This is a genomic window from Nocardia nova (assembly GCF_002933465.1).
Lineage (GTDB): Bacteria > Actinomycetota > Actinomycetes > Mycobacteriales > Mycobacteriaceae > Nocardia > Nocardia nova_B.
Genome location: NZ_PSZE01000004.1, coordinates 120,399 through 146,185 on the forward strand (window position 1 = coordinate 120,399; position 25,787 = coordinate 146,185).

Genomic DNA, 25,787 nt, shown 5'->3' on the forward strand with positions numbered 1-25,787 from the left:
AGTTTCCGATCAGCGGACGATGGCGGCGGCCGGGGTGGACAGCGCCGTAGCGCGTCGGCGCGCGGGCCGTGGAGAAGGCATCGGTCCGGTGACGCGGTCCGCGGCGAGCCGGCCGGAGATCAGCACGGGGGGTATGCCTACACCGGGCACGGTGCTGCCGCCCGCCAGCACGACGTTCTCGAGTCCGCGGATCATATTGGCCGGGCGGAAGGGGCCGGTCTGAGTGACGGTGTGGGCCAATGCGAACGGGCTTCCGGCCAGCATGCCGCGCCGGGCCCAGTCGACGGGAGTGGTGATGTGGAGCAACCGGGGATCGGTCAGCGAGATCGGCAGGCGATCCTGGACGGTGGTCAGAACCTCCTCGGCGTAGGCGGGGCCGAACCGGTCCCAATTGATCGGTCCCCGAACGAGATTCGGTACCGGAGCGAGGATGTAGAGCAGGTCGCGTCCGGGTGGAGCCAGGCTCGGCTCACCCGCGGTAGGCCTGGTGACCAGCAGCGACGGATCGGTCATGACGCTGCCACGAGCGATGATGTCGTCGAAGGCTTCGTCCCAGGCGCGGCCGAAGAGCAGATGGTGGTGCGCCGCCTGGGGCATGGCCTCGCAACCGACGTGCAGCACGACCGCGGACGGCGCCGCGGTGGGACGCAGCGGGCGGCGCGGGGAATGGCCCGTCAGCCGGTAGCTGTCGGACAACTCGGTGGTGAGCACGACCGCATCGCACGGGATGCGCTCGCCGGTCTCGGTGACGATCGTGCGGATCCGGGATCCGGTGCGGTCCAGGCTTGTCACGGCGGTGTCGTAGCGGATCTCGACGCCGGCGTCGTGCGCCGCCGCGGCGAGCGCGTCGGGCAGCGCTCGCATCCCGCCGCGCGGGAACCAGACGCCGGCAATCGTGTCCATATAGGCGATCACCGCGTATGCCGCTATCGCCCGGCTGGGCGCGACTCCGGCGTACAAGGCTTGAAAGGTGAACAGGCGCCGCAATTCCGGATCGCCGATGTGCTGTGCGACCGCACGGTCCCAGCGGCGGAATCCGCCCATCGCCGCCAGGCGGGCCAGCGAGGGACGCAGCGCCGAGAGCGGCGAATCGAAATTAGCCGCGATGAACGAGTCGAACTCGGTCTGGTAGAGCCGGGTCAGCCACCCGCGCAGTCGCCGGTAGCCCGCCGCCTGCCCGGCCCCGGCGAACTCGGTGATCGCCGCGGCCATGCGGTCGGCGTCGCTGTGGACCTCGAGATGACGCCCGTCGGAGAAATGGGCCCGATAGGCCGGATCCACCGGCACCAGCGACAGGCGGTCGTCCAGCTGCTCGCCGACCGCGGCGAACGTCTCCTCGACCAGGTGCGGCATCGTCAGCACGGTGGGGCCGGTATCGAGGCGGTAGCCGTCCACATCGATGCGACCGGTGCGGCCGCCTGGGACCGAATCACGTTCCAGCACGGTGACTTTGCGACCGCGGCCGGCCAGGTGCAGTGCCGCCGACAGTCCGGCCAGCCCCGCTCCGACTACGACGATATGGTCGCTGCGACCAGTGGTCGTGCGCATAATCTTCCTCCTCAGGGGTGCCGGGTGACGCAGATGAGTCCCATGCCGTCGAGTACGCGGCGCATCGGTTCGGGCAGGGTCGCGCTCTCGGTGGTACGCCGCGCCTCGCCGATGCGATCGCTGATCATCGCCTCGATCCGGGCGGGCGCTCCGGATTCGGTGATCAGGGCGCGCAGTCTGTCGGTGGCGCCGGCGTCGACGACCGGTGCGGACAGCAGCGTGTCGAGTTCGCGGCGCGCGGCGGGTTCGGCGAGCTGCCGGGCGGCGATCACCACGGTGGTCGCCTTGTGCTGAGTCAGATCTCCGTCACCGGGTTTGCCCGTGGCAGCGGGGGTTCCGAACACTCCCAGCAGGTCGTCGCGCATCTGGAATGCCTCGCCGACGGCGCGTCCGTACCGGCTCAGCGCCGACAGGGTCGACTCGTCGCATCCGGCCATCGCCGCGCCGAGTTCGAGCGGCCGGCGCACGGTGTAGTTACCGGATTTCGCGCGTGCCAGCGCCAATACCTGCCCGAAATCCGGTTCCGTGCGGACGTCGTTGAGTAGATCGCCGAACTGTCCCACCGCCAGCTCGATGCGCATCTCGTCGAAGCGCGGCCACACGCGGTACAGGCAGTCGGGGCGAATCCCGCTCTCGCGCAGCATCTTGTCCGCCCAGACCAGGCAGATATCGCCGAGGAGCACGGCCGCCGACTCGCCGAAGCGACCCGCGTCGCCGGGCATTCGAAGGTCCCGGTGTGCGTCGGCGAAGGTGACATGCCCCGTGGGCGCGCCGCGGCGCAGCGCCGACTCGTCCATCACATCGTCCTGAATCATCGCGAACGCATGGACCAGTTCCAGCGCGGCGGCGGCTCGCAGTGCGGCGGCGTCGGGGGCCTCGCCACACAGCCAGCCGATGTACATGAATGTCGATCGCAGGCATTTGCCGCCGGCGACGTATCGGCGGGCGATATCGTCGATGGCGATCCCTTGAACGGCGCCGATCCGGTTCTCGCGCAGGAATGCGTCCAGTTCGGTCAGGACTCGATCCCGCACCGCGGTACGCCACCGCGCGACACCATCTACCGTATTCACTGGGTGATCGGCCAGAATTGGTGCGGGGGAACACAATCGGTGCGCATTGTCGATGGTGACGCTCACGTCCACTCCTCGGTTCGGCGGTGCAGCGATATGGGTGCCGGCTGGCTCTCCGAGGCGGGGATCGAGACCGCGTATTCCGGCCCGTCCGTGGATCCTCCCTCGACGTCTGATTCCAAGGCTACAGCAAACGATGCATAAATGATGCACTGTGGGCGGAAGTCGTCTGCCACGGCCGGATGTGTGCCCGGTGGCCTCGGCGAGCGGTGCGGATTCTCTTCGTGCCAGGTAGGGCCGGTTCGGCGGTGTCCCGCTGCGGTCGGTTCACGAAAAAAGCGACATGCATCGTTTATGCATCGAATTACGGGGTACCCTGGCCGAGGATGGAACCAACCAGAGGAGGCCTCATGTCTCGTTCTTCCGCGCGTCGCGCGCTGGTCGCGCTCGTTTCCGGCGGTGGTATCGCCTTGACCTCGGCCGCGTTACTGGCCACCCCGGCCCAAGCCGACTCCACCAGCTGTCCGGCGCCGGGCGCCACATCGGTCGCCGCTACGGGTGCCGATGCCGCGTGTTCGGCCACCAGTACCGCCGGAGGCGCGGCGGCCGCCTACGGCATCAACGGGTCGGCCACCGCGAATGCCGGGCCGACGAGTTTGTCGCTGGCCATCGCGCAGGGCGGTGGCATCGCCCGGTCCACGTCGGGGCCGTGGTCGGGGCCCGCGGCGATCGCGGTCGGGCCGGGTGCGACCGCCGACCTGAGCGGGGTCCGGCCCGGCCTGGCCCTCGGCATCGCCGGGCCGGGTGCCACGGTCACCGTCTCCGGCGTCGGGACGCCGGTGTGCAGCGGCGGGCCCGGTCTCGCGGGCGATTTCCAGACCCTCCAGGGCTGCCTGTCCATGCGGTGACCTCGCATCATCACGAATGGTCTCGTGCAGGTTCGGCACGGGTGTGGTGCCGTCGAGTGATCCGGCGTGGTAGCGGCGCACGTGCGGGCGATCGAGACATCGGCGCGTAGTCTCGAACGCGGCAACCCGCCGGCGAATGTGTCTGGTTGTGCCGGCTTCCAACGAACTCCCGGGAGTCGACGTGGAACCACTGACCGAGCAACTGCGCCGCGACCGCGCGGATCGGGCGAGCGCCGTCGCCGCCACGCTGAGCGCCCACGATATCGACGCCGTGGCGGTCACCTGGGTTGATACCAGCGGCATCGTCCGGATGAAAGCCGTTCCGGTGGAACGGTTTTCCCATGCCGCGGCCTGGGGAATCGGCGCCTCGCCGGTCTTCGACGCCTTCTTGGTCGACGACTCCATCCTGACCGAGCACGTCGCCGGTGGCCCGACCGGTGACCTACGGCTGTACCCGGACCTCGATCGGCTCACCGCCGTGGCCGCGCTTCCGGGATGGGCATGGGCGCCCGCGGATCGATATACGCAGAGCGGTACGCCGCATCCGCGCGATTGCCGGTTGCTGCTGCGCCGACTCGTCTCCGAGCTGGCCGACGACGGCTACGAGTTGCGCACCGCGATCGAACTGGAATGGACGTTGTCGCGCCCCGACCCGGCCGACCCGGACACGTTCAGCCCGGCCACCTCGGCGCCGGCCTACGGCATGGCCAGGCTGAGCGAACTGGCCCCGTATCTGCGTGACGTGGTGTCGAAGGTGCGCGACAGCGGTGTCGGTGTCGAGCAGATTCATCCCGAATACGAGGTGGGTCAGTTCGAACTCTCCATCGCCTCCGGCGATCCCGTCCGTACCGCCGACAACGCGGTCCTGGTGCGCGAAATAGTCCGTGCCGTCAGCGGTGCTCACGGTTTGCGAGCGACGTTCAGCCCGATGGTCGTGCCCGGTGTCGTCGGTAACGGCGGCCACGTCCATCTGAGCCTGTGGCGAGATGGGGTGAACCGGATGGGTGGAGGTCCCGGTCCTTTCGGACTCGGCGCGGAGGGGGAGCACTTCGCCGCCGGGATCCTGGACCGTCTGCCCGCGCTGCTGGCTCTCGGCTGCCCGGCAGTGGCAAGCTATCTGCGCTTGCAGCCCCGTCACTGGGCGGGTGTCTTCCGATGCTGGGGGTTGGAGAATCGGGAGGCCGCCCTGCGCTACATCACCGGAAGCGAGGGGGAGCGCGACCGTGCGGCCAATATCGAGATCAAGACCTTCGACGCCGCCGCCAACCCGTACCTGGCCTTGGCGGGCCTGCTGGCGGCGGGCCGGGCGGGTGTGCGGGCGGGCGCGACCCTGCCCGAGCCGGTCGCCGGCGACCCGGCTCGACTCGACTCCGCCACCCGGTCCGCGCGCGGGATCACCCCGTTGCCGACCACGCTCGCGGACGCGGTGGCGGCTTTCGATGCCGACGAGGTGTTGTGCGCGGCATTCGGCGACGACCTCGCCGACACCATCGCCAGTGTGCGGCGCGGTGAGATCGCGCTGTTCGCCGATGCCACGCCCGAGCAGATCACCGACGCCTGCAGGTGGAGGTACTGACCCGCTCGGTCACCTCGCCGCCGGCTCAGCACCGACAGCTCGTTCGAGGAGTGAGCGCACGAACGCCAGATGGCTGGGTACCACGGCGAACCACACATCCGGCGCATATGTCCCGCCCATGGCCACGAAGGTGGCCAGTGCGACGACGCCGTCATGGATCTCCAGCGCCAGTTCGCCGTGGAATCCGAGGCCCGAATCGGCCCGCAGCAGAAGGCATTCCGGTGCGGAGAAGGTGATGCGCCAGCCGGCGACGGTGTCCGGCGCGCCGGGGGTGAGACCAAGTTCGATACCGGCCCACGCCGCCCGCAATCGCGTACGAACATCCTCGGGAACGTCCTCCATGATCGCGCGGGCCCACTGCTCGGCGGTCTGGGCGGTGGCGGCGGGGGTTTCCAGCATGTGGCTGTCGATGTAGACGACGTCGTCCAGGGTGGTGAGGGCGAGCAGGTCGGCGGTGATTCCGCATTGGCGGACGGTGGGGGAGGTGTGCACGGACATGACGAGAACCTTCTGGTTCGATACTGCACAATAGATACAGAACAGTACTGTATCTATCGAGGGGTGATCTAATCAAGGGCATATCGAGCCGGTCGGGAAGGAGGACGTGATGGCGCCACCGGTGCGAACCCCGCGACAGGCGTGGATCGATGCCGGGCTCTCCGTGCTGGAGCATCACGGTCCCGACGCGGTCCGGGTGGAGGCGCTGGCGGCCCAACTCGGCGTGACCCGCGGCGGTTTCTACCGGCAATTCCGCTCCCGCGACGAACTGCTCGAGGCGATGCTCGACGACTGGGAGCGGCGAGCCGTCGACGATGTGCGCGAACAGGTCGAACGCGAGGGCGGCGATCCGAAGAGCAAGATCCGGCGGGCGGGCACACTGACCTTCGCCGAGGATCTGACGCCGCTGGATCTCACCATCCGGGCCTGGGCCCGGCGCGATCCGGCGGTGGAGGCGCGGCTGCGGAAAGTGGACAACGCCAGAATGGGCTACCTGCGCACGCTGTTGCGGAACTCCGGCGTCGCACCCGAGAACGTGGAAGCCGTTGCGCTGCTGTCTTTTTCGATGGTCATCGCCAATCGATTGATCAAGGCCGAGCATCCCGGCACGAGCAGATCGCAGGTGCTCGCCCACGCCGCGCACCTGCTGTTCGACTGACCGCGCGCATACTGGCGGGGTGAGCGATCAACGAGGCGTTCCTTCCTTCCATATCGACCAGGTCGACCACCCGGAGCAGGAGCTGATCGTCCGGATACTCGACAATCAGGCCGCCCTACCCGGCGTGGTACGGATGCGCGAGTGGGCGCGCGCCGCGCTGGCGCTGCGACCCGGCGAAACCGTCCTCGATGTGGGCTCTGGCACCGGTACCGAGGTGGTGGAGCTGGCCGCTCTGGTCGGTGCGGCCGGGCGGGCCATCGGTATCGATCCGAATCCGTCGATGCTCGCGGTGGCGCGCGAGCGCGCCGCGGACGTGCGGGCCGAATTCATCGAGGGCTCGGCCTACGATCTGCCGCTGCCGGACGCATCCGTCGACGCGGTTCGCTGTGAGCGGGTCTATCAGCACCTCGACGATCCGGCGAAGGCCACCGCCGAGATCGCGCGGGTGCTGCGGCCGGGCGGACGGGTGGTGCTGATCGACAGCGACTGGTCGACAGCAATCTTTCATCCCGGCGATCCGGAGGTCGTCGCGGCACTACAGCAGCGGATGGAAACCAACAGTCCGAATCGCAACTCCGGCAGGCATTTACGGGGCCGGCTCGTCGAAGCCGGCCTATTGATCGACGATATCGGTTCCGAGGCCGTGATCTGGGAACCCGAGTCGATCCTCCCGATGTTCACGGCGGTCACCGATCGGGGTGTGGCCGACGGGGTGATCACCGCTGCCCAGCGCGACTACGTTCTCGCCGAAATCCGGCGCGGTGCCGAGACCGGCGACTATCACTTCTCGGTGACCATGTTCGCGGTGGTAGCGCGCAAACCCTGACCCTCGCTCACGGCGCGACGGGATCCGCCACCGGCGGCCGTCGCGCCGCGAGCGCGGCAGCCACCGCCGCCGCGACGATCGTCACCAGCGCGCCCAGCATCATCGCCGCCGCCTCGGCCGGAACCAGCACATGCAGTTGGGTGCCGACGGTGACGGCCGCCACCGGCACACCGATCTGGGCGGCGGCCAGCGCGCCGAATGTGACCGGCTGCCCCAGCAGACGCATGAGCAGATGCACCAGCAGCGCGCCGGCTCCCAGCGCGAGTCCGAGCAGGATCAACCGCGGTCGATCGGCGAATTCCCGCAGATTCAACCGAGCGCCCAGCCAGACGAAGAACAGGGGAGCGAGGAATCCGTCGGTCGCGGCGAACAATTGCCGCGCCACCCGGCGCGGTTCGCCGACTGCCGCTACGGCCAGTCCGGCCGCGAACCCGGCCAACATGATCGACACCTGCGTGCGGGTGGCGATGGCGGCCATCCCGAATACGAGAGCCAAACTGACCCGCAGTTCGAGAGCGAATTTTCGGCGTTCGGAGACTCGGTGCGCACGTCGGCGCAGCCCGGAGCGTTCCAGCCACCGCAGCAGCACGAACAGCAGCACCGCGGTGCCGATCACCGCCAGCGTACCCAGCGCGGCGTGTCCGGCGTTGCCCGCGTCGATCACCAGCGGTAGCGCGACGATCGACGCGGTGTCGGCGATGGCCACCTGCGCCGTGAGTTCCAGCACCGATCTGCCCTGCAGCCCTTGGGAATCGATGATCGGCAGTACCAGCGCGGCGGAGGAGGAGGCGAGCAGCACCGCATAGATCGCGCCGTGCCCGGTGTCGAAGAAAGCGGCGAGCAGATAGCCGATGACGGCCGCGGCCGACCCGACCAGTACGGCTCGGACGGCACCGATCCCCAGCGCCGAGCGGATCCGCGGATCGCGAATCGGCACATGGGTGCCGGCGACGAACATCACCAGCGCGAAACCCATGTCGGCCAGGAAGGCGAACACCGGATCCGAGGCCTCGAGCAGCCCGAATCCGGTGACGCCGCAAACGATTCCGGCCAGCAGTTCGCCAACGATCACCGGGATGTGCCAGGCTTCGCGCCACGCCAGCAGCGGTCCCGCCAGCCCGAGCGCCAGCACCAGGGCCAGGGTGGACAAACTCATCGGTGCCTACTTCTTCCGCTCGACCTTGCGCCGCTCGACGTCGTGCATACTGTCGGCCGCACACCACTCCCGGTCACGCCGACACGCCGTAGCCTGCCGTCCGTCGCCGTGCCCGGCCGCTTGCGCGGAGGGCCGGGCACGGCGATGACTCAGTGCGCGCCCTGCGCGTGCTCGGCCTGAAGCTGGTTGTACTTCTGTGTGCCCGCGGCGATTCCGACCGGAATGGCGACCGCGACCCCGCCGAGGCTCGCGCCGACGCCACCGACCGCGACCAAGCCGACCAGGCAGGCCGCGGCCACCGCGGGCACGGTCATGGTGCCGGCGGTGGCGAGGGACATGAGGGTGCCGCCGGTGGCGATACCCAGTGGGCAGCCGACGGCCGCGCCGATCACCGAACCGGCCATAGCGCCGACCGCCATTGCCAGACCCATGTGCGGTGCGGCCGCCGCGACAGCCTGGTTGAGATCCGACATTTGCGTGTCGGCGACGGAGCTGGGCTGTGCCGCAGCCGATTCCGCGGTGCCGGCGACGGCCTGTGGCGGCGCCGCCGGGTGGGCGGGATCGGCGGCCGCGGGAACATCGATCGGAGTTCCGAGCAATGTCCTGCCCGTACTGTCGCGAATGTCGAACTGTCCGGGGCGCACCGCCACCGCGCCGAGCGGAGTCTGCAGGGCCGCGGTTGCGGTGGTCGTGTCGTCCTGGTAGCGGATGCCGGGCCCCAGGTCGGTGCTGGTCCACTCCGATTGCGGGGCAGCGGGTGCGGGGGCAACAGGTGCCGGGGCGGTGGGTGCCGCGGCGAAGGCATCGGCCTGGGCGGTTCCGGCCGCCGCGACGACGGCGGTGGCGAGCAAGGTGGACACGGCGATGGTCCGGGTGGTGGTCTTCATGAATTCTTCCGCTCTGATCGGTGGGTGAGTGTCGATTACCGCGCGTTGCTCTCGGCCGGCATCGACTGTGCGATCAGGCCTTTGGAATGTAGTGAGTTGTACTGGCCACCCACCGCGTTCGCCAAGCCCGGTCCACCGGTGGCGATACCGCCGGCCATGCCACCGAGGAATCCGAGCGTGCCCGCGCCGACAATGCATCCGCCCACGATGCCGATCGGAGTCAGCACCGGCACCGGAATGGTCAGTGTGCCGCCGGTGATCGCGCCGAGCGGGCAGCCGACCGCCAGGCCCGCCGCCGTGCCCACGACTTGACCGACCATGGAGTCGTTGGCCCACGCACCGGCGATGGTGTCGAAGGCGTTCAGATACTCCGTGGTCGGATCGACCGGTGTACCGGCGGGAGTGGCGGGATCGGCCGGTGTGCCCTGGTCGCCCGCGACTATGGCGGGCGCGGGCGACCCAGACTCGGCGAAGGCGGGAGCGGCGATGCCGACCGCGGCGGATGTGGCGAGAACCGCGATCGCGGCTGCGCGAATGACGTGACGCATGATTCTTCTTTCTCGATGCCTGATATCGCCCGTGCCCTCTCGATTGGTGAATCGAGATTCTCACGAGCTGTTCGTACATTAGCCACTCGCGCTTCGCGCCGGGACGGGAACGGCCGGAGATAATCAGAACGGCAGACCGACATCGGCACCACGGTTTTCAGCCGGGCGGCACGGCGGAGATCGAAGGCCTTGTAGGCATCGATCATCGACTGCGGTTCCGCGTGCTGGGTGATGAACCGCGCCGATCCCGCAGGTCAGCTCGCGGGTCACCGTCACCGGATCCTCCCGATGGAAGTCGATCGGTCCGGCGTTCTGGGCGCGCGCGGTCTCGAGCCGGTCGGCGATGCCGTCGACGACGAGCACCCGGCCGGCGCCCTGGCGAAACGCCGACGCGATCACGCACTGCCCGACGACGCCCGCGCCGAGGACCAGAACGGTGTCGCCCTCGCTGACCTGTGCGAGCCGGACGCCGAACCAACCGGTCGGCAGGACGTCGGAGACCATGATCGCCTGGTCGTCGGATACGCCCTCGGGCACCTTGACCAGCGTGTTGTTCGCATACGGGATGCGTGCGTACTCGGCTCGAGATATGTCTGCGCTGTCGGCTGAACTAATCGACGCGGGCGGTCGCCAGCGTCGCCCACACGACCTTGCCGGTCGGCCATCGCAGGACGCACCCCCAGGCCGAGGCCAATGCGGCCACGATGTGCAGGCCGTGCATCCGGTGCCCGTCGGCGCCGGGCACCGATTCCATCAGGACGGCCTCGTGCGGGTCCGGATCCGCGATCGCGATGGTGAGCAGGTCGTCGCGAAATTCCAGTCGTACATCGATATCGGGAACCCCGGTGAACAGGCCGTGCAGGTCGGCGTTGTCGATGAATTCGGTGGCGATGATCTGGGATACCTCGCTGATGTCAGCTATGCCCCAATCGGCACACGTGTCGTCGATCAATCGGCGCACTCGGTGCCCGGTGACCGGTGAGAGCGCCACAGTCAAGTCGGTCCGCCGCCGGGACGGCGGCTCGGCCGCCGCGGCGACAGCGGCGGCGACAGTCGGTTGCACCGACAGAAACCGGTGGACGGCGCTGCGCCCCAGCCGGCGTTGGAGCTCCGCGTCCTCGGTGACCAACAGGAACGGCACGCACGGCCAGTTCAGCGTGCGCAGCCAGGCAGTGGTGAAGGCGGTGAGTACGGGCTCGGACGCGATGGTCATGCGGTCGACGCGCACGATGACGGCCCGAGGCTGGCCAACCGCGAATTTGACCAGGTCATCGCTGAATTGGCGATAGGTCGCCGCATCGAGGGTGATATCGGGTTCGAGCACCACACAGCGATCGATGTCGGTCGGCTGCCAGCAAATGGGCGGAACGGAATTCACGGCCAGTCGCATCCGCGTGCCGACACCTCGACATCTGAGCCCGCCCGGTGACCGGCACTCGTGGATGAGTGCGTGATGCACATGACCCGACCCTACGCCTGTCGAGGCCGTCGGCGATCGGTCTCAGCGGACCGGGGGCCCGTCGCCGGTGAGCGCGCGCAGGAGAGTCGGCGCAGCCCCGCGGAGGAATGCGCAGTCGGCGAGCGTCGCGCACTCACCGAGTTCGAGGCGGAACTCCACCGCCGCCGAGATGCGGTAGGGCCGGCTTTCGATCACCGAACCGAGGATGCGGCGCAGCCGGGAGAGCTCCGCGCGGATCGCCACCGCGTGGTCGGGATCCCCGTGTATCGCCGTGCTGAGTTCGGTGACCGACATGCCGCGGCGGCCGCGCCGGTGCAGGAGCAGCAGGATCTCGGCGTGCCGTCGCGAAAGTGGGGTGTGCCAATCGGTTTCGCCGCCGATGCTGCGGACCAGCGGTGCACCGGAAAGGTCGAGGATCATGCGGATCCGGGTGTCGGTGGCGGCGGGGCGCAGTAGCCAGCCCTCGGCGAGGGGCTCGGCGCTGCACAGGCCGAGGCCCGGAACCTGCACGGCGCGTTGGGCATTCGGTATCGCGATGCGCCGCGTGGGTGCCACACCGGTGGCGTGGGCGACCCAGCCGTGCCGGTCGATGATCAGCGCTGGACCCCTCAGTGCGGCGAGGGTGGGCATGGCGCTATCACGCAGCCGCTGCAACCGTTCGTGCTGGCGGTGCAGCAGTTGCCCCTGCGCGATCTCCACCGCGGCGCTGACCAGGGCGGTCACGGTGGGGTGCAGGGTCAGCGCCGGGCCGCTCACATCGACGACACCGAGCAGATCGCCGGTACGCGGATCGTGCAGCGGCGCCGCGGTGCAGTACCACGGATGCTGCGACTGTTCGAAGTGCTCCCCCGAGAACAGTTGCACCGGAACGGCTTCGGCGAGCGCCGTGCCGATGGCGTTGGTGCCGACCGTGGTTTCGGTCCAGGTGGCTCCTTCGCGGAAGCCGAGTTCGTCGGCGCGACCGCGTACCCGCGCGGCGCCCGAGCGCCACAGTACGATGCCGTCGGCGTCGGCGACGACCATCATCATCTGCGAGGAGTCGGCGACGCCGGTGAGGATGCGCGACAGATCGCCGATCACCTCCTGCAGCGGTGAGGCGCGGCGGCGCTGTTCGATCTCGTCCAGCGGCAGGATCGCGCGGGTATTGGTCCGATCGGGCGCCAACCCGGCCGCGAGCACACGCGACCAGGACCGCGCGACCACCGTGCGCGGGCGCAGCGGCGGTCGTCCGCCGCCGATGACCGCGTCGTGCATGCGCACGAGGTCGCGGGCGTAGCGCGGCAGATCCGTTCCGGGGGTGATCGCCTCGAAGCTGCCCACGTGGTCCATTCCTGAAGAGTGCAACGCCTTGCAACGATTGTGACACCGGTTCGACTCGCGTGTGCTGTAGGTCACAGATCTTGGGAAGGAGTATCCGATGACCTCGACATTGGAACCGGTGGCGGAGCGTTCCGACGGTGCGGGCACGCAGCAGCGGGTCGAGACCTGGCTGCGCGACTTCGAATCCGCGCTGGCAGCGCGCGACATCGCGGCGGCGGCCGGCATGTTCGCAGTCGACAGCTTCTGGCGGGACCTGGTCGCGTTCACCTGGAATATCAAGACCGTCGAGGGGCGCGACGGGGTCGCCGACATGTTGCGCGCCCGGCTCGGCGACACCGATCCGCGAGGGTTCCACATCACCGAACCGGCGACCGAGGACGGCGGCGTGATCACCGCCTGGATCGGATTCGAGACCGCGGTGGGACGTGCGGTCGGCCATGTGCGCCTCACCGACGAGGGCGCGTGGACGCTGCTCACCAGCCTGCGCGAACTGAAGGGGCTGGAGGAGAACAAGGGCACGCGCCGGCTCAAGGGGGCCGAGCACGGAGCCAACCGCGAGCGGGTCACCTGGTCCGAGGCGCGGGAGCGGCAGGAACGCGAACTCGGCTACACCACCCAGCCCTACGTGCTGGTGATCGGCGGCGGACAGGGCGGTATCGCTCTCGGCGCCCGGTTGCGGCAGCTGGGAGTTCCGGCGCTGGTGGTCGACAAGCACGATCGGCCCGGCGATCAGTGGCGCAAACGCTACAAGTCGCTGTGCCTGCACGACCCGGTCTGGTACGACCACCTGCCGTATCTGCCGTTCCCGGACAACTGGCCGGTGTTCACGCCGAAGGACAAGATCGGCGACTGGCTGGAGATGTACACGCGGGTGATGGAGGTGCCGTACTGGTCGAAGACCACCTGCACCTCGGCCGCCTACGACGAAACCACCGGCGAATGGACGGTTCGAGTCGAACGCGACGGTGAGCAGGTTGTGCTGCGCCCGCGGCATCTGGTCCTCGCCACCGGGATGTCGGGTAAGCCGAACATCCCGGATTTTCCCGGTATGCAGCGGTTCCGGGGCGAGCAGCAGCATTCGAGCCAGCACCCGGGGCCGGACGCCTACGCGGGCAAGCGGGTCGTGGTGATCGGCTCCAACAATTCCGCGCACGATATCTGCGCGGCGCTGTGGGAGGTCGGTGCGCAGGTGACGATGGTGCAGCGCTCCTCGACCCATATCGTGCGCTCGGATTCGCTGATGGAACTCGGACTCGGCGATCTGTATTCGGAGCGGGCGCTGGCGAACGGCATCACCACCGACAAGGCCGATCTGATCTTCGCCTCGCTGCCGTACCGGATCATGCACCAGTTCCAGATTCCCATCTATGACGCCATCCGCGAACGCGACGCCGAGTTCTACGATCGGTTGGCCGCGGCCGGATTCGAACTCGACTGGGGGGACGACGGTTCTGGACTGTTCCTGAAATATCTGCGCCGCGGCTCCGGCTACTACATCGACGTCGGCGCGAGTGAGCTGATCGCGAACGGCGATGTCGCGTTGGCGCACGGGCAGATTCGCGAGCTGACCGAGGATGCGGTGGTGCTCGACGACGGTACCGAACTGCCGGCGGATCTGGTGGTCTACGCCACCGGGTACGGCTCGATGAACGGCTGGGCGGCGGATCTGATCGGCCAGGAGGTGGCCGACAAGGTCGGCAAATGCTGGGGTTACGGGTCGGGCACCACCAAGGATCCGGGGCCGTTCGAGGGGGAACTGCGCAATATGTGGAAGCCCACCCGGCAGGAGGGACTGTGGTTCCACGGCGGCAATCTGCATCAGTCGCGCCACTATTCGCTGTATCTCGCGCTGCAGTTGAAGGCGCGGTACGAGCACATCCCCACACCCGTCTACGGGTTGCAGGAAGTACACCACCTGAGCTGAACGGGTGCGGGCCGGGGCGTTCGACATGAGCGACCCGGCCCCGGAGTCGGATGAAGTACAGATTTTTCGTGAGGTGACGGCAGATGATGTCCGATATCCCCGCGACGAGCGACCCCGCCGCACATCACATGTGCGGCGGGGTCCGGTCGATGGGTGTCTCAGTCCGCCGGGCGGAACTGCCGCGAAATCTGCTCCACCACAGTGGGATCGGCCAGTGTGGTGGTTTCGCCGATCTCGCGTCCGTCGGCGATGTCGCGCAGGATGCGGCGCATGATCTTGCCGGAGCGGGTCTTCGGCAGTTCGGGCACGAGCAGAATGTGCCGGGGTGCGGCGATCGGGCCGATCTCGGTGGAGACGTGGGTGCGCAGCTGGTCGGTGGCGGTGTCGCCGCTGCCGTCACGGGTGACGACGAAGGCGACGATGCGCTGTCCGGTCACCGCGTCGGCGGCCCCGACGACGGCCGCCTCGGCCACCGCGGGATGCGAGACCAGTGCCGATTCGATTTCGGCGGTCGAGAGCCGATGGCCGGAGACGTTCATGACGTCGTCGGTGCGGCCGAGAATCCAGATGTCGCCGTCGGCGTCGTAGCGGGCGCCGTCCCCGGCGAAGTAGTACCCGCGGTCGGCGAAGCGTTCCCAATAGGTGCTGCGGAAGCGTTCGGCGTCGCCCCACACCCCGCGGACCATGCCCGGCCACGGCTGATCGAGTACCAGGTGCCCCGATTCACCCGGCGCCACTTCGTCTCCCGCGTCGTCGACCACCATCGCCGAGATGCCGGGCAATGGTTGTTGTGCCGCACCCGGTTTGGGCCGGCGTGTGCCCGGCAGCGGCGCGATCATCGCCGCGCCGGTCTCGGTCTGCCACCAGGTGTCGACGATCGGCGTCCGCCCCGCACCGATGTGCTCGCGATACCAGGCCCACGCCTCGGGATTGATCGGCTCACCCACGCTGCCCAGCACCCGCAGGCTCGACAGGTCGTAGCGGGCCGGAGTGTCGTTGCCCCACTTCATGAATGTGCGGATCAGTGTCGGCGCGGTGTAGTAGATGGTGACGCGGTAGCGCTGCACGATCTCCCAGTGCCGGCCCTCGTGCGGGGTGTTCGGCGTGCCCTCGTAGACTACCTGGGTCGCGCGGTTGGCCAGCGGCCCGTACACCAGATAGGTGTGCCCGGTAATCCAGCCGATATCGGCGGTGCACCAGTACACGTCACGTCCCGGGTCGTGGTCGAACACCAGGCGATGGGTGTAGGCGGCCTGGGTCAGGTAGCCGCCGGTGGTGTGCAGGATGCCCTTCGGCCTTCCGGTGGTGCCCGAGGTGTAGAGGATGAACAGCGGATGTTCGGCATCGAAGGCCGTGTACTCGTGTCGATCCGGGACGCCGGCCAGCAGATCGTCCCACCAGATGTCGCGGCCCTCGGTCCAGGGCAGCTCACCGGCGAGGTCGTCGCCGACGCGGCGGATCACGACCACCTTCTCCACCGTGGCGGCGCCGGCCAATGCCTCGTCGACCCGTTCCTTCATCGGCACCGCCGCGCCGCGCCGGTACTGGCCGTCGGCGGTGACGACCACGCGCGCCCCGGCGTCGTCGACCCGGGCGCGCAGGGCGGCGGGGGAGAATCCGGCGAAGACGACGCTGTGGACCAGGCCAAGCCGGGCGCAGGCCAGCATCGTCACGATGGCCTCCGGAATCATCGGCAGCTGGATCGCGACGCGGTCACCGGCCCGCAAACCCAGGCGCGCCAACGCATTCGCCGCGCGATGGACCGCGCGTTGCAGGTCGGCGTAGGTGAGGTCACGGGTGTCGCCGGGCTCGCCGACCCAATGGATGGCGACCTGATCGCCGTAACCGGCATCGACGTGGCGGTCCACGCAGTTGTGGGCGACATTGAGGCGCCCGCCGGTGAACCAGCGGGCGAGATGGGGTGCGGGACGTTCCAGCACGGTGTGCCAGTGCGTGTCCCAGTGCAGGCGCTTGGCCTGTCGTGCCCAGAAACCGTCCTGATCGGCGACTTCCAGTCCGTACAGTTCCGCGTCGGAATACTCGCTCCGGTGCGTCGAGAGATCCGGATTCCCGGTGATCAAGTCGTCCATGGCGGCAGTGTGGTGCGCCCGGGTTGGCAACTGGTTGACGCGCCGGCAGGGACGCGACGAGTTGCCACAGCTGGAGCGGGCTTCGGCGTCGGGAGACGAGAGACGACTCCGGAGGGACGGAGAACAGCAGTCGGTGCCGGAAAGGCGGAGTAGAGGACGATGAACGACAGCAGCACCCTGGTTCGGCGGCGAGCAGCACTCGAATCCGAGTGGGCCCGATGGGTCCGCGGCGGCGGAGCGGATTCGGCATCGAGGGCGGTGTGTGACGGCCCGTTACGGGCCGAGGTGAGTCGATCGTGGCGGCGGTCGCTGGGATCGGTCGATCCGGCTCGCGACAGCGCACCCGGCAGCGACACCGATATCGGTGCGCGCTGGCTCGAGTCGCCGCTGTACCGGCCGGTGATCGAGTTGTCCGAGCAACTGCGCGGCATCGCCGAGGATGCGGGCTTCGTCGCCGCGGTCACCGACGACACCGGAACGATTTTGTGGTCGGGTGGCGGACCGGTGATGCGTCGTCGCGCCGAGCGAGTGAACTTCGCGCCCGGTGGTCGCTGGGACGAGCCGGATATGGGCACCAACGCGCTGTCGCTGGCCCTGCGCACCGGGAGGCCGAACCGCGTGTTCTCGGCCGAGCATCTGGTGGCGGCACTACACGGCTGGGTCTGCTACTGCGCGCCCATCCACGGCGCCGACGGTCGCCGCCTCGGTTCATTGGACCTGTCCTCCACCTGGGATCGCACCCATCCGCTCGCGATGGCGACCGTGCAGTCGCTGGTGACCGCGATCGAGAATCGTCTGCGCACCCTCGACCCGCCCGCCGCCGGCCTCCGGCTGACCTGTCTCGGCGCGGGGCACGCCACTCGGGACGGCCATCCGATTCGGCTGCGCCCCAGGCAGATCGAGATACTCACCCTGCTCGCCCTCGAACCCGGCGGCTTCACCCCCGATCGCCTGCACTACGCAATCTACGGCGACCGCCCGGTCGTCTCCAGCACCCTCAAGGCCGATGTCTCGCATCTGCGCCGCGCCACCGACGCGGCCATCGCCAACCGCGTCTACCGGTTGACCACGCCGATCCGTTGTGACGCGGCGGATCTGCTCACCGCCCTGGATGCGGGAGATACCGATGCGGCGCTGCGGCTGTATCGCGGCCCACTGCTACCGGATTCGGAAACGCCCGGCATCGTGGAATGGCGGGAGCATCTCGACGTCGCGGTCCGCACGGCGGTCCTGGCAGGTGGCGATGCCGGCCATGTCCTCGCCCTGGGCGAACGCATGCCGGCCGATATCGAAATCCACGAGCGCGCACTGGAATTGCTACCTACCGGCGACGGTCGCCGGGCCGTAGCCGCAGCACGACTGCACACCGCGCTGCGGAGCTAGATGTTGCGCCGATAGGCACTTTCGCGACACCAGCACCGGGCAGTGCGCGAGACCATGACTAGCCCGCCGAAAACCGCGCCGTGAGCTGCTCGACGGAGTCGGATCCGCTCGAATTGCTGTGCCCCAGTTGAACATTCAGTTCTTCGGACTCGGCACCGACCACCACCGGGGTGTGCACCGGTGCGTAACCGCTCGCCACCACGGTGTAGGTGCCGTCGTGCAGGTCGGCGAAGGTGTAGGCGCCGTCGGGGCCGGTGACCATGGTGTCGACCACGTTGCCGTCCCAGTCGGTGAGGGTCACCAGGGCGTCGGGCAGGGGTCGGCCGTCGCGTCCGCGCACCACGCCGTGCAGGCGGGCGCAGGGGCGCAGCGTCACGTCGAGGCGCGGCGTCTCGCTGCCGCCGGCTCGCACCGGGAGAGCGGCCGGGTGGAAGCCGTTGGCGCTCACCGCGATCGTGACATCGCCTTCGGGCAGTTCCGCGAGGCCGAAGGCGCCGTCATCGGCGGTGGCCGCGGAGGCGAGCACCTCACCGCGAGCGTCGAGGGCCGACACCCGGGCGCCTGAAATGGCGGTGCCGTCGTCACCGCGCGCGACGGTGCCGGTCAGTCCGGCCATGGCGGTGAGCACCACATCGCAGGGCACCGGATGGTGCGCGAGCTGCACCGTGGAGGCGTCCGGGCGTCGGCCGTCGATCGAGGCGATCAGTACGTACGAGCCGGGTTCGGGGGCGGTGAGTTCGAAATAGCCCTCGGCGTCCGTCAGCGACCGGCCGATCTGGCGGCCGGACATCGAGATCAGGGTCAGCACGGCATTCGGCAGCGCGGCGCCGCGGGAGTCGTGGACGCGGCCGAAGGCGACCGGTCCGGAGACGGCGGGGTGCCGCGGAGTCCGCGCAATGCCGTTGTGGTGCTGAGTATTCGCGTCGGACGCCATCACAGGTTCGGTGGCATGCGGGGCCGAATGTGAGCTGTGCTCGGCATCCATGTCCACCGCGGCGGTGGCGGCGATGGCGGGCGACCGGTGCCCCGGAATGAACGTCGCCACCAGTGCGCCGGCTATGGCCGCACCGCATCCGATCAGCAGCGTGACCCGGAATCCGTTCTCGCTGGCCACGGCATGTCCGCCGAGCGAGATCGTCATCTGCGCCAGGACCGCGCCGACCACGGCGGCCGCGACCGAGGTGCCGATCGAGCGCACCAGCGTGTTGAAGCTGTTGGCGGCGGCCGTCTCCGACTGCGGCACCGCCCCCATCACCAGGGCCGGCATGGCGCCGTAGGCGAATCCCACACCGGTGTTGCAGATCATCGTCACGATCAGCAGCCCCCAGGTGCTGCCCATCAAGGCCATCGAGGATCCGTATCCGGCGGCGATGATGACGCAGCCGACGATCAGGGTGATCTTGGGCCCGCTGCGGGCGGAGAGTTTGGCGCCGATGGGGGAGATCAGCATCATCATGAGTCCGGCCGGTGCCATCCACAGGCCCATGGCCATCATCGATTGCCCGAGGCCGTAACCGGTGGCCTTCGGGAGCTGCAACAACTGCGGCACGACCAGCGTCTGGGCGTACATCGCCATGCCGACGACCATCGAGGAGACGTTGGTCAGCAACACCTGCGGTCGCGCGGTGACGCGGAGATCGACGAGCGGGTTGCGGGCGGCCAGTTCCCACCAGCCCCACAGCAGCAGTACGACGGCGGCGGCGATGAACAGTCCGATGGTCAGGCCGCTGCCCCACCCCCAGCTGGAACCCTTGGACACCGCGAGCAGTAAACACACCAGACCCACACCGAGGCCGAGCGCGCCGAGCACATCGAACCGTCCGTGGCCGGTGGCACTCGGCGGGGTGGCGGGGATCACGGTGAAGATCAGGAGGCCGATCACCGCGGCAAGGGCGGCCATCGTCCAGAACAGCACCCGCCAGTTGGAGTATTGGATGACCGCGGCCGCCATCGGCAGGCCCAGCGCGCCACCGATACCGAGTGAGGAGCTGATCAGCGCGATACCCGAGCCGAGGCGCTCCCGCGGAAGCAGATCGCGCAATGCGGCGATACCGACGGGCACGATGCCGGCGCTCACACCCTGCAGGCCGCGGCCGACGATCATCGGCCACAGCGACGAGGAGACCGCGCAGATCGCCGATCCGGCCAGCAGTGGCACGGTCAAACCGAGCAGCACCAGGCGTTTGCCGTAGAGATCGCCGAGCCGTCCCGATACCGGTGTGGTGACCGCGGAGGCCAGCAGGCTCACCGTGACCGCCCAGGTGGCATTGGCCGGGCTGGTGTGCAGTAGTTCCGGTAGCTGGCCGAGTAACGGCACGACAACCGTCTGCGTCAGCGAGACGGCGATGCCGGCGAATGCCAGCACCGCCAGTATCGCGCCGGAACGCCCGGCGGTTTGTGCTTTCTCCACGTCCTACTCCTCGGAAATCGCGAACCGAAGGTTGCATCATACATATCGGGTGCATGATGCATATCTAAGAGAAAGGCGCCCGTTTCACCCAGCGGCTCGTTGTGCTGGGCACCGACATCAGCGGTCCCGTTTCGTGAGTTCTGAGCGACCGTGGCGCGAGCGGCTCGCCGCAGTACCCGCCGGCCGTATGGTGTGCCTGCATCGAGACATTCATTCACAAAGGGGCACACTGACTTTCAGTGTGGCAAGCGGATTCTCCCGATCGGCCCTACTGGCGGTCGTCCTCGGCGCCGGCATCCTCGTGGCCGACGCGGTCGGCGGCTCCGCGAGCAGTTGCGCGCAGGTGCCGACCGCCGGGGATATCGTTGTGGCCGGCGGGTACTTCGAACCTGATCTCGGCTCCAGTCACTACCGCCCTGGCACGGGGCTGGTCGATCTGTTGTGGAGGTTACTGTGAAACGAGCCCAGCCGCTGCTGCTCGTCGTGCTGGCGGCATGCGCCCTGCTGGCATCGATGACGGTTCGTCCACCACTGGGGCGGGCGGACGAGGGACCGGCTCCCAGCGACGCCACCGAGTGGCAGCAGTGGATCGATCGCACGATCCCGGCGCCGAGCCTGCCGCCGGCGCCGTCACCGCCCAACACCCAGCTGCGACCGGAGCTTGCCGCGCTGTGGCGGTCGGTACTGTCGCCGCCGGCCGGCGACCCGCTGTTCGATCAGTGGCCGACCGGACTCGACGCCATGCGGCCGGGCGATCCGATCGAGGTCCGCGATGTGACGGCGACGGCCGCGCCGCTGGCCGTGGTGCCGATCGCCCGCGCTCTGCAGCTGAAATTCCGCTCCACGGGCGCGACCGGTTCGCCCTCGTTCGGCACGGCGACTCTACTCATTCCCGCCGCGAACTGGGCCGGTCCCGGACAGCGACCGGTGCTGGTGAACGCCATCCCGATCAATTCGCTCGGCCTGCGCTGCACGCCCGGCTACGCATTGGCACACGGATTGCACCCCAAATTCAGTGCGGGCGACCTCTTTCCGCCGACTACGTGGTGGGCGCTCTCGCGCGGATACGGCGTTCTGGTTCCCGATCACGAGGGCCCGTGGATGGCCTATGCCGAACCGCATGTCGCGGGACAGGTGATCCTCGACGCGATGCGCGCGGTCCGAGCGGTCGAGCCGAAGACGTTGGGGGACAGCAAATTCGCGATCGGCGGCTATTCCGGCGGCGCGATCGCCGCCTATGCGGCGGATATGCTGCTCGGCGAGTACGCCCCCGAACTTTCGGGGTCGATCGTCGGGGTGTCGGTGGGTGGACTGGTCACCGACTACCGTGAGGTGGCACACCATTTCGACGGCAATATCGCGTCCGGAATTCTGATGGTCGTCGCATTGGCCTTCGCGCGCGAACATCCGGAACTGCTGGAACAGTTGAACCACTTGGGGGAATGGCTGGCCACTTCCCCGGTGAAGGACACCTGCGGTGACAGCAACGGGCCGCTGGGCGTGACGGGTGTCCCGATCGAGGTGGCCACCGATACCGCCCGGCCGCTCGACACCGACGCGGCCCGCGCAGTCTTCGCCGCCAGCGATCTGCGGGGCCGGAAATCCGCTGCGCCACTGTACATTTACCATGGCAATTTCGACATCTGGATTCCCGAGCGGGAATCCACCGATCTGTTCCGGACGCAGTGCGCACGCGGTGTCCCCGCGGTGTTCCGCACCTACCTGGGGGAGCACTCCATCACGCTGTTCGCCGGATTTCCGGGCGCGATCGACTGGCTCGACCAACGGCTACGGGGAATTCCCGCTCCGGACGAATGCCCGCCGCGCTGAAGCGTTGTGGCAGAACGGGATCGGCCGCTCAGTTTGCCGCGGCCGATCCGGGCCGCGGTAACCCGAAATGCTCGCGCAGCGTCTTCCCGGAATATTCGGTGCGAAACAGCCCGCGGCTGCGCAGAATCGGCACCACCGTGCCGGTGAATACCTCGAGTCCGCCCGGATAGTAGGGCGGCATGACGTTGAATCCGTCGGCGGCGCCGTGGCGGAACCACTCCGCGATAGTGTCGGCAACCTGTTCGGGCGTCCCCGCGAAGACGCGGTGCCCGCGCGCGCCCGCCAGCCGGTGCAACAGTCCGCGCAGCGTGGGCCGATCGCGGGTGACGATGCCCGCGATCACCTGCCGGCGGCTGGCCGCGTTGTCGGTCACATCTCCCGCGTCGGCGAACACTTCGGCGGGCACCGGTTCGTCGAGAGCCAGATTCCGCAACGATTGCCCGGCCAGGCTTTCCAGCTGCCCGAGACCGTATTCGGGCACGGTCAGCTCGTTGAATTCGCGTTGCAGCTGTTTCGCCTGCGCCTCGGTATCGGCGATGAACGGACTGATACCCGGCAGGATCTTCACATGCTCGGGGTCGCGGCCGAACTCGCGGGCCCGGCGCTTGATATCGGCGTAGAACGTCTGGGCGTCCTCGAGCCGTTGGTGGGCGGTGAAAATGGCCTCGGCGTAGCGGGCCGCGAAGGCTCGTCCGTCGTTGGAGGCGCCGGCCTGCACCAGCACCGGATGGCCCTGCGGGGTGCGCGCGGCGTTGAACGGTCCGCGCACGCGCAGATAGTCGCCGCGGAAATCGATGCGATGGATCTTGTCGGGATCGGCGTAGATGCCGGCGGCGCGGTCGAGGAGCACCGCGTCGTCATCCCAGCTGTTCCACAAACCGACAACCGCGTCGACGAATTCGCGTGCCCGCGCATAACGTTCGGTGTGATCGGGGTGGCGATCCAGGCCGAAATTGGCTGCGGCGAGATCGGTTCCGGTGGTGACGATATTCCATCCGGCGCGCCCGCCGGAGATGTGATCGAGCGAGGAGAATAGTCGCGCCAGATTGTAGGGCTCGTAATAGGTCGTCGACGCGGTCGCGATCAGCCCCGGGTGGGTGGTGGCCGAGGCGATCGCGGTGAGCAGCGTGATCGGTTCCAGGCCGGGCGCGGCGTTGTAGCGCACATCGGTGCGCAGCGCGGGCCCGTCGGCGAAGAACACCGCATCAAGGGTGGCGGCCTCGGCGGTGCGGCCGATCTCCTGGTAATAGGTCACGTCGTAGATGCGATCGGGCCGGCTGTCGGGATGGCGCCACGCGGCCTCGTGATGGCCCGCGGGATAGATGAAGGCGTTCAGATGCAATTGCCGTTCACTCATACGAGCACACCCGTCCGATAGTCGCGATAATCCCGGTCTCCGGACCGGGCGACGGCAGTCAACCAAACGGCTGCGGTCGCGTAAACGGTTTGCGCGAGGCGTGATTCGAACTCGGCCGGCGTCCGCGACTGTGCCACAGAATCCTGCTGATCGTAAGGATTCTCCGCTGCCGGAGCACCGGCGACGATTTCTGTCGGGCAGGTGTCCGGCAACGGTTTCGGCCCCGTTTCGAAGGAGTACGGCGATGAGCGAGGCATGGCAGATCGATGCCGATGTGCTGGTGATCGGCGGTGGACCGGCGGCCTGTTGGGCCGCGATCCACGCCCGTGAGGCCGGTGCCGAGGTGGTGCTGGTCGACAAGGGGTACTGCGGCACCAGCGGTGCGACCGCACCCGCGGGGACCGGTGTCTGGTACGTGGCGCCGGATCCGGCGGCCCGGGCGGCGGCCAAGGCCAGTCGCGAGGAGCTGGGCGGATTTCTCGCCGACCACCACTGGATGGATCGAGTGCTCGATCAGACCTACGCGAATATGCATCGATTGGCCGAGGAGGGCCGGTACCCGTTCCCGGTCGATCCCCACACCGGCCACCCGATCCGCACCGGCGTGCAAGGCCCGGAATACATGCGCCGCATGCGGGCCTGGGTGCGGCGGTTGGGCGTGCGGATCGTCGACCACGCCCCGGCCCTGGAACTACTGGTCGACCGGGACGGCACGGTCCGCGGCGCGGCCGGCTACCTGCTGCGCGAGCATCGGGACTACCGCGTGCGCGCCGGCGCGGTGGTGCTGGCCACCGGCGGCTGCGCCTTCCTCTCGCGCGCGCTGGGTACCAACGTCGACACCGGTGACGGCGCGCTGATGGCCGCCGAGGTGGGCGCCCGATTCTCCGGGATGGAGTTCTCCAATGCCTACGGCATCGCCGCGAAGGGCTCGACCGTCACCAAGACCGCCTATTACCGCTACGCCACCTTCTTCCACGAGGACGGCAGCGTTCTCGAGGGCGCCGGATCGGTGCAGGGACGGTCGGTCATCGCGCGAACCCTGTTGCAGGAGAGAGTGTTCGCGCAACTGGACCGAGCGGACCGAGTCACTCGGGAGCAGATGCGGCGCGGACAGCCGAACTTCTTCCTTCAATTCGACCGCCGCGGCATCGACCCGTTCACCCAGCGTTTCGAGGTGGATCTGCTGGCCGAGGGAACGGTACGGGGGACCGGCGGGATCGAAGTGGTCAGCGACGAGTGCGCGACGTCGGTGAGCGGGCTGTATGCCGCGGGCGACGCGGCCACCCGCGAACGCATCTGCGGCGGATTCACCGGCGGCGGCAGCCACAACGCGGCATGGGCGATGTCGTCGGGCAGCTGGGCGGGCCGGGGTGCGGCGCGATTCGCACAGCGAGGTGACCGTCCGGACGGTCTGACCCGAGCAGGGCGAACCGGATTGCGGCCCACCGGGTCCGGGCGCATCGGTGCGGACGAGGTGCTCGCCGTGGCACGCGCCGAACTGCTGCCGGTCGAGAAGAACTATCTGCGCCACGGCGATCGGGTCCGTCCGGCGCTGGCCGCCCTGGACGCGGTGTGGGCGGAGGCGGCCGCGGGGCTGCGGGCCACCGGCGCCGAGCGGGTGCGGGCGCGCCAGGCCGCCGCGATCACCGCGGTCGGGCGGCTCATGTACCGATCCGCGTTGGCGCGCACGGAATCTCGCGGCATGAGCAAATGGGCCGACCATCCGGAGCTGGATCCCGCACAGCACCACCACGTCCTCAGCGGCGGGCTCGACGAGGTGTGGACGGTGGCGGCGGCACTGCGATCGGCCGATGTCCCCGCGGTCGCGGCGGTGGCCTGATGATCGAACTGGTTCACGCCCCGGCCTGCATCGCCTGCGACACATGCGTCGACGTCTGCCCGACGAACGTCTTCGACCGTGGTGACGACGGAATCCCGGTCATCGCACGGCAATCCGACTGCCAGACCTGTTTCATGTGTGAGGCGTACTGCCCGACCGACGCGCTGTACGTGGACCCTCAGTCCACGCCGCTGCCGCCGCGGCACGCGATCCCGCGTGAGCACATCGGCGCGTATCGACGTGAGATCGGCTGGGGGAAGGGGCGCCGGCCGGGCAGTCTCACGGCGGTGGGTCCGGAACTTCCGCCCGGCCCGGCGCCGCGGCCCCCGGGAGCATGAGCCGGGCGCCTCTGCGGCGGCCGAGCTCACGCCTGGGTACGCACAACTCGTATGCGGTGTCGTGAAACATACTGTTTCCCAACATAATTCCCGAAATGCGGAAACGATCCGGCTGCATGCAACCGGTGGCGGCGAGGACGGCTATCGATACCGTCGGG

At 68.7% G+C, this 25,787-nt stretch carries 22 protein-coding genes and 1 pseudogene; 10 read left to right on the plus strand and 13 right to left on the minus strand.

All coding sequences use genetic code 11. From position 1 onward, the window contains the following. Positions 1 to 9 precede the first annotated feature (9 nt). Both crtI and C5E41_RS06675 read right to left on the minus strand, forming a co-directional pair. Positions 10 to 1,548: a phytoene desaturase family protein gene (crtI, locus tag C5E41_RS06670; protein WP_104374957.1), complete on the minus strand. Its 1,539-nt coding sequence runs from the start codon at positions 1,546 to 1,548 to the stop codon at positions 10 to 12. An 11-nt stretch (positions 1,549 to 1,559) separates the two neighbouring features. Further along, entirely contained in the window at positions 1,560 to 2,687 is a 1,128-nt protein-coding gene (locus C5E41_RS06675; protein WP_308706090.1) for a polyprenyl synthetase family protein, read from the minus strand. A 344-nt stretch (positions 2,688 to 3,031) separates the two neighbouring features. On the opposite strand from C5E41_RS06675, the gene C5E41_RS06680 reads away from it, so the two are divergent. Then, the gene (locus C5E41_RS06680; protein WP_258080794.1) at positions 3,032 to 3,529 is read left to right on the plus strand and encodes a DUF6764 family protein; all 498 of its coding nucleotides are present in this window, start codon (positions 3,032 to 3,034) and stop codon (positions 3,527 to 3,529) included. A 148-nt stretch (positions 3,530 to 3,677) separates the two neighbouring features. Continuing rightward, positions 3,678 to 5,105 carry a glutamine synthetase family protein gene (locus C5E41_RS06685; protein ID WP_258080795.1) on the plus strand — a complete coding sequence of 476 codons (1,428 nt, stop codon included), beginning with the start codon at positions 3,678 to 3,680 and terminating at the stop codon, positions 5,103 to 5,105. 9 nt (positions 5,106 to 5,114) lie between these two features. Here the strand turns inward: C5E41_RS06685 and C5E41_RS06690 are convergent, their stop codons facing one another. Beyond that, complete coding sequence (locus C5E41_RS06690; protein WP_104374959.1) at positions 5,115 to 5,603, minus strand: hypothetical protein; 489 nt, start codon at positions 5,601 to 5,603, stop codon at positions 5,115 to 5,117. 109 nt (positions 5,604 to 5,712) lie between these two features. Between C5E41_RS06690 and C5E41_RS06695 the strand changes: the two genes are divergently transcribed. Continuing rightward, a complete protein-coding gene (locus tag C5E41_RS06695; protein ID WP_104374960.1) occupies positions 5,713 to 6,261 on the plus strand; it encodes a TetR/AcrR family transcriptional regulator in 549 nt (182 codons plus the stop codon). Positions 6,262 to 6,280: 19 nt separating this feature from the next. After that, complete coding sequence (locus C5E41_RS06700; RefSeq protein WP_146097476.1) at positions 6,281 to 7,087, plus strand: methyltransferase domain-containing protein; 807 nt, start codon at positions 6,281 to 6,283, stop codon at positions 7,085 to 7,087. 7 nt (positions 7,088 to 7,094) lie between these two features. On the opposite strand, the gene C5E41_RS06705 is transcribed toward C5E41_RS06700, so the two are convergent. The 6 genes from C5E41_RS06705 to C5E41_RS06730 all read right to left on the minus strand — a co-directional run bounded on the left by C5E41_RS06705 (position 7,095) and on the right by C5E41_RS06730 (position 12,457). Beyond that, positions 7,095 to 8,243, minus strand: a complete 1,149-nt coding sequence (locus C5E41_RS06705; protein WP_104374961.1) for a cation:proton antiporter — start codon at positions 8,241 to 8,243, stop codon at positions 7,095 to 7,097. 149 nt (positions 8,244 to 8,392) lie between these two features. Further along, entirely contained in the window at positions 8,393 to 9,130 is a 738-nt protein-coding gene (locus C5E41_RS06710) for a hypothetical protein (RefSeq protein WP_104374962.1), read from the minus strand. 35 nt (positions 9,131 to 9,165) lie between these two features. Further along, entirely contained in the window at positions 9,166 to 9,678 is a 513-nt protein-coding gene (locus C5E41_RS06715; RefSeq protein ID WP_104374963.1) for a hypothetical protein, read from the minus strand. 123 nt (positions 9,679 to 9,801) lie between these two features. Next, a complete protein-coding gene (locus tag C5E41_RS06720; protein ID WP_258080796.1) occupies positions 9,802 to 10,215 on the minus strand; it encodes a hypothetical protein in 414 nt (137 codons plus the stop codon). Between the two features lie 73 nt (positions 10,216 to 10,288). Further along, on the minus strand, positions 10,289 to 11,068 hold the full coding sequence (locus C5E41_RS06725; protein ID WP_104374964.1) for an ATP-binding protein: 780 nt from the start codon (positions 11,066 to 11,068) through the stop codon (positions 10,289 to 10,291). A 111-nt stretch (positions 11,069 to 11,179) separates the two neighbouring features. Then, positions 11,180 to 12,457: a GAF domain-containing protein gene (locus tag C5E41_RS06730; protein ID WP_104375146.1), complete on the minus strand. Its 1,278-nt coding sequence runs from the start codon at positions 12,455 to 12,457 to the stop codon at positions 11,180 to 11,182. 97 nt (positions 12,458 to 12,554) lie between these two features. Between C5E41_RS06730 and C5E41_RS06735 the strand changes: the two genes are divergently transcribed. Further along, positions 12,555 to 14,381, plus strand: a complete 1,827-nt coding sequence (locus tag C5E41_RS06735; protein WP_104374965.1) for a flavin-containing monooxygenase — start codon at positions 12,555 to 12,557, stop codon at positions 14,379 to 14,381. 158 nt (positions 14,382 to 14,539) lie between these two features. On the opposite strand, the gene acs is transcribed toward C5E41_RS06735, so the two are convergent. Further along, positions 14,540 to 16,471, minus strand: coding sequence for an acetate--CoA ligase (acs, locus tag C5E41_RS06740; RefSeq protein ID WP_104374966.1), 1,932 nt, complete (start codon positions 16,469 to 16,471; stop codon positions 14,540 to 14,542). Positions 16,472 to 16,630: 159 nt separating this feature from the next. Here acs and C5E41_RS06745 point away from each other — a divergent pair, with 159 nt between their 5' ends. Further along, positions 16,631 to 17,854, plus strand: a complete 1,224-nt coding sequence (locus tag C5E41_RS06745) for a helix-turn-helix domain-containing protein (protein WP_104374967.1) — start codon at positions 16,631 to 16,633, stop codon at positions 17,852 to 17,854. Between the two features lie 58 nt (positions 17,855 to 17,912). Here C5E41_RS06745 and C5E41_RS34820 read toward each other — a convergent pair whose 3' ends face one another. Together C5E41_RS34820 and C5E41_RS34825 are read right to left on the minus strand one after the other, a co-directional pair. Further along, positions 17,913 to 18,839: an MSCRAMM family protein gene (locus tag C5E41_RS34820; RefSeq protein WP_308706092.1), complete on the minus strand. Its 927-nt coding sequence runs from the start codon at positions 18,837 to 18,839 to the stop codon at positions 17,913 to 17,915. 18 nt (positions 18,840 to 18,857) lie between these two features. Next, positions 18,858 to 20,264: pseudogene (locus C5E41_RS34825) on the minus strand (MFS transporter); the annotation flags it as partial. 241 nt (positions 20,265 to 20,505) lie between these two features. Between C5E41_RS34825 and C5E41_RS33190 the strand changes: the two are divergent. Together C5E41_RS33190 and C5E41_RS06755 are read left to right on the plus strand one after the other, a co-directional pair. After that, positions 20,506 to 20,721, plus strand: coding sequence for a hypothetical protein (locus C5E41_RS33190; protein WP_146097477.1), 216 nt, complete (start codon positions 20,506 to 20,508; stop codon positions 20,719 to 20,721). Next, complete coding sequence (locus tag C5E41_RS06755; protein ID WP_258080797.1) at positions 20,718 to 22,094, plus strand: lipase family protein; 1,377 nt, start codon at positions 20,718 to 20,720, stop codon at positions 22,092 to 22,094. The genes C5E41_RS33190 and C5E41_RS06755 overlap by 4 nt, the downstream gene beginning before the upstream one ends. Positions 22,095 to 22,122: 28 nt before the next feature. Here the strand turns inward: C5E41_RS06755 and C5E41_RS06760 are convergent, their stop codons facing one another. Next, positions 22,123 to 23,451, minus strand: coding sequence for an LLM class flavin-dependent oxidoreductase (locus C5E41_RS06760; protein WP_104374969.1), 1,329 nt, complete (start codon positions 23,449 to 23,451; stop codon positions 22,123 to 22,125). Positions 23,452 to 23,695: 244 nt separating this feature from the next. On the opposite strand from C5E41_RS06760, the gene C5E41_RS06770 reads away from it, so the two are divergent. Then, entirely contained in the window at positions 23,696 to 25,291 is a 1,596-nt protein-coding gene (locus C5E41_RS06770; RefSeq protein ID WP_104374971.1) for an FAD-dependent oxidoreductase, read from the plus strand. Further along, positions 25,291 to 25,629, plus strand: a complete 339-nt coding sequence (locus C5E41_RS06775) for a 4Fe-4S dicluster domain-containing protein (protein WP_104374972.1) — start codon at positions 25,291 to 25,293, stop codon at positions 25,627 to 25,629. The genes C5E41_RS06770 and C5E41_RS06775 overlap by 1 nt, the downstream gene beginning before the upstream one ends. Positions 25,630 to 25,787: the final 158 nt, after the last annotated feature.